The organism is Ottowia flava, assembly GCF_008017535.1.
Classification (GTDB): domain Bacteria; phylum Pseudomonadota; class Gammaproteobacteria; order Burkholderiales; family Burkholderiaceae_C; genus Ottowia; species Ottowia flava.
The window spans coordinates 134558-140764 of record NZ_VRUA01000011.1 but is presented as its reverse complement, the minus strand read 5'-3'; the positions used below and the strand labels follow the sequence as shown (position 1 = coordinate 140764).

Here is a 6207-nt window from a genome sequence, read left to right as displayed (position 1 = left end):
AGTCATGACGCCATTGTTCCTGCCGCACACCGCTCACGCCATTCGGGCTTGACCGGGGTTTTGAACACCATCCCTAGGTTTCTACGGATGGTGAGCTGAATAGCCCGTGATTTCTTTGCTGTTTAAAACCTCGAATGCGATCTGCCGTAACAAAGGGAAGTGGGCATCAGTTAAGTTTTTAGTCGTTTCCAAGCCGTCTTGACTCACGGAAAACGTACCTAATCCTAATTTTAGTTCGGTAGCTTTTTTGTCCAAATGAGAATCAACATGAGCTCCTCCATCTTTATTGGCGGCAGTCAGTGTGACGTCTTTTCTTGAAAAGACTTCATTCTGAATCAGAATAACTTCATTCCACCAATTCTCAATAGACAAGTTTGTTGCTCTTCTGAGATCAAGTGGCGGAGTAACGCCTTCCATTGATAGTTTGAGCGGCATATAGAAGACTTCGTTTGGACTAACCTGAGGCTTCTGCTTGAGGCCTATGGTTGAAATAATGTTGATTGAATTTTTTATTCCAAGATGACTGAGCAGGGATGTGCTATTCGCTGTGTCATGGAACAAGACGCGTAACGCAACTGCAATTCTCAATGCTTCGCTTTCATGCCCCGCATCAAATGCAGCACATGAAGCTTGCAAGAACTTCAGCTGTTGCTCTAATTTTTCTACGAGGTTAACTGTCATATTTTGTTTGATTATTTCTCGGCTTGAAGAAAATGCACTTATGACAACTGCCCTCCCACAATCCCCGCCAGCTTGAACATCCCCACGCTGTCCGCGCCGAAGATGGGTTTGAGCTTGTCGTCGGCCAGGATGGTGCGTTTGTCCTTGGGGTCTTGCAGGTTGTGCGCCTTGATGTAGTCCCACAGCAGCTTCATCACCTCGCCGCGGCCGAAGGGGCCATCGCCGATGACGGCGGCGAGGGCGGGGCTGGGCTTCAGGGTGCCGGCGCGCGGGGCCTTGGGTTTGGCGGTTTTGGCGGCCGCGGCGGTCTTCTTGGCTGGGGCCTTCTTGGCGGCCGGGGCTTTGGTGTCTTTTGATGCTCCAGCGCTAGTGCCACCTGCGCGAGCAGCTACTTTTTTGGTAGCAGAGGCGCCGGTTGCCGCGGTCTTGCGCGGCGGGTATTTGCGCGCGCCTTCGCGCGGCTCGAACTCGAAGATGACCTTGTTCTCTTCCGCGCTCCAGGTCAGGCGCGCCTTGAAGGCGCGGCGCGTGCGCATGCTGACGAACTTGTCGAGCAGGTCGGTCTTGCCCTCGTTCAGCAGCTTGCCCATTTGCTCGGCGTCGACCGGCTGCTGCAGGATGACCTGGCCGCTCTTGAAGTCGCAGCTCGGCACGGGCTGCGCTTCGGTCGGGACCGACTTTTCGCAGACGTAGCTCTTGCCGAAGGCTTTGACCGGGCTGCCGCACTTGGGGCAGGGGCCGACGCTGGGCACGGCGGACAAGTCGACGATCTCGCCGGTCTGTTCGGCCTTGGCGTCGTCGCCAAAGTCGAATTCCAGCTTCCAGTTCTGGTCTTCCTCGCTCCAGGCCAGGGCGATCTCGGCCACGAAGGGCCAGCCCGCCTTGCTGCGAAAGCCTTCCAGCGGGCCGATGTGCTTGTCGCGCACCAGGGCTTCGGCCTCGGCAATCTCAAAGGTGCGGCCGGCGGGCGATTTGGTGAAGGAAAAGCCGCAGGCGTCGTCGCCGCTGCCGCTCTTGCCCGTGCAGGCATAGCGGCGGTAGTTTTCCTTGACGATGCCGCCGCAGTGCGGGCAGGGTGTGGCCAGCGTGGCGTAGTCGCCGGGCACGGTGTCGCGGTCGTATTCCTTGGCCTTCTTGACGATGTGCTCGGTCATCGCCGCGATGTCCTGCATGAAGGCGCTGCGCGACAACTGGCCTTTTTCCATTTGCGCCAGCTTGTATTCCCAGTCGCCGGTGAGGGCCGGGCGCGTCAGCTCGTCCACCTGCAGGCCGCGCAGCAGCGTCATCAGCTGGAAGGCCTTGGCCGTGGGGATCATCTCGCGTCCTTCGCGCAGGATGTACTTTTCGGTGATCAGCCCTTCGATGATGGCCGCGCGCGTGGCCGGCGTGCCCAGGCCTTTTTCCTGCATGGCTTCGCGCAGCTCGTCGTCTTCGATGAACTTGCCGGCGCCTTCCATGGCGCCCAGCAGCGTGGCTTCGGAGTAGCGCGCAGGCGGGCGGGTCTGCAGCGCGCGCATCTCCACGCTTTCGTTGCGCACCAGCTCGCCGGCTTTCACGGGCACCATCGTCTTGCTGCTTTCGCCCTCTTTCTTCTCCATCTCGCTGTCGGCTTCCTTGCCATAGATGGCCAGCCAGCCGGGCTTGACCAGCACCTTGCCGTTGCTCTGGAAGTTATAGGCCTGCCCTTCGTGGCTGGCGGTGGTGATGCGGGTGGTCACCTGGTACTCGGCGCTGGGGAAGAACACCGCCATGAAGCGGCGCACCACCAGGTCGTACAGCTTGCGCTCCGCTTCTGATAGCTGCCCGGGCTCTTGCAGCGTGGGGATGATGGCAAAGTGGTCCGACACCTTGCTGTTGTCGAAGATGCGCTTGGTGGGCTTGACGTAGTTCTGGTCCAGCGCCTGCTTGGCGTAAGGCGCCAGGTGGTTCTGGTGGCCGGTGGCCAGCATTTCAAAGGTCTGGCGCGCGACCTTCAAGTAGTCCTCGGGCAAGAAGCGCGAGTCGGTCCGCGGGTAGGTCAGCGCCTTGTGGCGCTCGTACAGGCTTTGCGCCAGCGCCAGCGTGGTCTTGGCGGAAAAGCCGAACTTGCCGTTGGCCTCGCGCTGAAGGCTGGTCAAATCGAACAGCAGCGGGCTGGCCTGCGTGCTGGGCTTGCTTTCTTCGGTGACGCTGCAGGCCTTGCCGCGCACGGCGTCGGCAATGGCTTGCGCCTCGGCCTGCGTCCAGACGCGATCGGCGCGCTTGTCGGCGTCTTCCGGGTCCTTCTTCCAGCCGGGGTTGAACCACTTGCCGGCGTATTCGCCCGCCTCGGCCAGGAAGCTGGCGTGCACTTCCCAGTAGTCGCGCGCGATGTGCTTGCGGATCTGCTCTTCGCGCTCTACGACCACGGCCAGCGTGGGCGTCTGCACGCGGCCGACGGTGGTCAGGAAGAAGCCGCCGTCGCGCGAGTTGAAGGCCGTCATCGCGCGCGTGCCGTTGATGCCGACCAGCCAGTCGGCCTCGCTGCGGCTGCGCGCCGCGTCGGCCAGGCCTTGCATCTGCTGGTCGCTGCGCAGGTGGTCAAAGCCGTCGCGGATCGCCTGCGGCGTCATGCTTTGCAGCCACAGGCGCTGCACCGGCTTGGCCGCGTGCTTGCCTTCAAACGCGTACTGCTCGATCAGGCGGAAGATCAGCTCGCCCTCGCGCCCCGCGTCGCAGGCGTTGATCAGCGCGGTCACGTCCTTGCGGCGCGCCAGCTTGACCACGGCGTTCAGCCGCGTCTTGGTTTTGTCCACCGGCTTCAGGTCGAAGTGCGGCGGAATCACGGGCAGGTGGGCAAAGCTCCACTTGCCGCGTTTCACGTCGTACTGCTCGGGCGCCTGGATCTCCACCAGGTGGCCCACGGCGCTGGTGACTACGTAGCGCTCGCTTTCAAAGTGATCGTCGTGTTTGTCGAACTTGCCCGCCACGGGCGTCAGGGCGCGCACGATGTCTTGTGCGACCGACGGCTTTTCGGCAATGACCAGGGTTTTCATCTCGTTAGAATCCGTTGCTCTTACGCGCGCGTGCGCCCACGCGCACCCGCTCATGCGCGCCCACACACGTGCGCGCGCCCATAGATTCAACATAGCAAATTCTGGACGTGGTCACCAAAACCCCTGACACCGAGGGCGGCAGCCGCCGCATCCAGACGCGCCGATCGGGCGTGCACGGCAAGGGCGTGTTCGCCACCGTGGACATCCCGGCGGGCGAACGCATCATCGAATACGTGGGCGAGATCATCAGCTGGGAAGAGGCGCAGCGCCGCCACCCGCACGACCCGGCGCAGCCCAACCACACCTTCTACTTCCACCTGGACGACGAGCACGTCATCGACGCGCTGTACGACGGCAACAGCTCGCGCTGGATCAACCACAGCTGCGACGCCAACTGCGAGGCGGACGAAGACGGCGGGCGCGTGTTCATCAAGTCGGTGCGTCCGATCAAGGCCGGCGAAGAGCTGAATTACGACTACGGCCTGGTGATCGACGAGCCGCTCACGCCCGAGCTGAAGGCCGACTACCCCTGCTGGTGCGGCAGCGTCAACTGCCGCGGCACGCTGCTGTCGTCCGACCTGGACACGGCCGAGGCGCGCGACAAGGTCAAGAAAAAGAAGAAAAAGAAGGCTGAAAAGAAAGCCGCCCGACGCGAGGCCGACGACAAGGCCCGCGAAAAGGCGGAGCGCAAGGCGGACAAGAAGAAAAAGAAGGCCCGCAAGGCCGAAAGGACCGGCGACTGATGGGGCAGACGCCTGCGCTCGACCTGCAGCAGCGCTGGGGCGCGGCGCCGCTGCAGGACGCCCTGCAGCCCACGTGGCCCGGCCTGCGCGTCCAGGTGATGGCAGAGGTCGATTCCACCAACACCGAGCTGATGCGACGCGCGCGCGCCAGCGACGTCACGCCGACCCTGCTGGTGGCCGAAGCGCAGACCGCCGGCCGCGGCCGCATGGGCCGCCCTTGGAAGAGCGCGTCGGCGCACGGCCACGCGGCGCTGGCGTTCTCGCTCGGCCTGCCGCTGGCGCCGCGCGACTGGTCGGGCCTGTCGCTGGCCGTGGGGCTGGCGCTGGCCGAGGCGCTGCACCCCCAGCTGACCATCAAGTGGCCCAACGATTTGTGGTGGGACGGGCGCAAACTGTCGGGCATCCTGATCGAGACCGCCGCCAGCCCCGCGCTGGCGGACGACACGCGCCAGGTGGTCATCGGCATCGGCATCAACCTCGACGCGCCGGACGCCGAGGGCCTGTCCACCCGGCCCGCCTGGGTGCGCGAATTCCTGCCGGGGTTGGACGCGCCCGGGCTGCTGGCGCGCGTGGCGCCGGGGCTGCTGCAGACGGTCCAACAGTTCGAGCGCGAAGGCTTTGCCCCGCTGCGCGACCGTTACGCCGGGCGCGACGCGCTGGCCGGGCGTGAGGTGGCGCTGTCGGACGGCCTGCGCGGGCGCGCCGTCGGTGTGTCCGACCTGGGCGCGCTGCTGGTGCACACCGAAATGGGCACGCGCGAGGTCACCAGCTCCGAAGTCAGCGTGCGCCCGGTCGTTGCCGAAGGGGCGGTGCCATGATCGGGCGGCTGGTGGTGCTGTTGCTGGCGGCCAACCTGGCCTGGTTCGCCTGGTCGCAGGGCTGGCTGCGCGGCGTTGGCCTTGGCCCCGCCGTGCCAACCGAACCCGAACGGCTGGAGCGCCAGGTGCGCCCCGAGGCGCTGGAGATTCAGCCGCTGCCCGACAGCGCGTCATCCAAGGCGGCGGCGGAGAGCAAGCCCGAGCGCCCGTCGCGCGCCGAGCCAGAGCCGGCGATCGAAGTGGCCCAGGCGCCGGCCGAGCCCGCGCCCGTCCCAGCACCCCCTGCCGACGCGGCGCCCACGCCAGCGGCCGGCGGCACCTGCCTCCAGGCCGGCGTGTTCGACGAAAAGCAGATGCCCGCGTTGCGCAAGGCGCTGGCCGGTCTGCCCGACGGCAGCTGGCGCATCGACGAAGTGCAACTGCCCGGCCGCTGGATGGTCTACGTCGGCAAACTGGCCGACGCCAGCGCCGTGGCCACCAAGCGCGCCGAGCTACGCGAACTGGGCGTTGACACCGACCGCCCCGGCGCCGCGCTGGAGCCCGGCCTGTCGCTGGGCCGCTTTGCGACCGAAGAGGCGGCCGAACGCGCCCTGACCGATCTGGGCCGCAAGGGTGTGCGCACCGCACGCGTGGTGCAGGAGCGGCGCGACGTCCCCGCCTACCGCCTGCGCCTGCCGCACGCCGACGACGCGCTGCGCCAGCAGGCACGCGGGCTGCGGGGCGCGCTGGCAGGGCGTGAGTTGCGCGAATGTGAGTGACGGGCCTGAGGTTTTGGGTCTTTTCGCCCCTCGGCCCTACAGCCACCTGCGCAAGCAGCTATTTATTTTATAGCTGTGAGGCACTTGCTCAGCTGTCTCGGCACCGCGGGCCGCCGTGATGATGCAAGGCCGTGCTTTGGCCGTGGTCCTTTGCAGGCCGCCTGGTCCCCGGCGACGGTACCCTGCCCTCAGT

At 65.1% G+C, this 6207-nt stretch carries 5 protein-coding genes; 3 read left to right on the top strand and 2 right to left on the bottom strand.

The window, feature by feature from the left end:
• Nucleotides 1-81: 81 nt before the first annotated feature.
• Both FVQ98_RS12590 and FVQ98_RS12585 read right to left on the bottom strand, forming a co-directional pair.
• Nucleotides 82-681 carry a hypothetical protein gene (locus FVQ98_RS12590; protein ID WP_147913792.1) on the bottom strand — a complete coding sequence of 200 codons (600 nt, stop codon included), beginning with the start codon at nucleotides 679-681 and terminating at the stop codon, nucleotides 82-84.
• Between the two features lie 38 nt (nucleotides 682-719).
• Complete coding sequence (locus FVQ98_RS12585) at nucleotides 720-3695, bottom strand: DNA topoisomerase III (RefSeq protein WP_147913791.1); 2976 nt, start codon at nucleotides 3693-3695, stop codon at nucleotides 720-722.
• Between the two features lie 107 nt (nucleotides 3696-3802).
• Between FVQ98_RS12585 and FVQ98_RS12580 the strand changes: the two genes are divergently transcribed.
• Genes FVQ98_RS12580 through FVQ98_RS12570 form a run of 3 tightly spaced genes read left to right on the top strand, consistent with a single transcriptional unit; the run spans nucleotide 3803 to nucleotide 6014 of the window.
• Entirely contained in the window at nucleotides 3803-4438 is a 636-nt protein-coding gene (locus tag FVQ98_RS12580; protein WP_147913790.1) for an SET domain-containing protein, read from the top strand.
• A complete protein-coding gene (locus FVQ98_RS12575; RefSeq protein WP_147913789.1) occupies nucleotides 4438-5256 on the top strand; it encodes a biotin--[acetyl-CoA-carboxylase] ligase in 819 nt (272 codons plus the stop codon). The genes FVQ98_RS12580 and FVQ98_RS12575 overlap by 1 nt, the downstream gene beginning before the upstream one ends.
• Complete coding sequence (locus FVQ98_RS12570) at nucleotides 5253-6014, top strand: SPOR domain-containing protein (protein ID WP_147913788.1); 762 nt, start codon at nucleotides 5253-5255, stop codon at nucleotides 6012-6014. Before FVQ98_RS12575 ends, FVQ98_RS12570 begins: the two co-directional genes overlap by 4 nt.
• The last annotated feature ends 193 nt before the right edge of the window (nucleotides 6015-6207 follow it).

Bases quoted from the DNA above. Each gene is read 5' to 3' on its own strand.
- FVQ98_RS12590 (WP_147913792.1), bottom strand. From the start codon at position 681: ATGACAGTTAACCTCGTAGAAAAATTAGAGCAACAGCTGAAGTTCTTG.
- FVQ98_RS12585 (WP_147913791.1), bottom strand. From the start codon at position 3,695: ATGAAAACCCTGGTCATTGCCGAAAAGCCGTCGGTCGCACAAGACATC.
- FVQ98_RS12575 (WP_147913789.1), top strand. From the start codon at position 4,438: ATGGGGCAGACGCCTGCGCTCGACCTGCAGCAGCGCTGGGGCGCGGCG.
- FVQ98_RS12570 (WP_147913788.1), top strand. From the start codon at position 5,253: ATGATCGGGCGGCTGGTGGTGCTGTTGCTGGCGGCCAACCTGGCCTGG.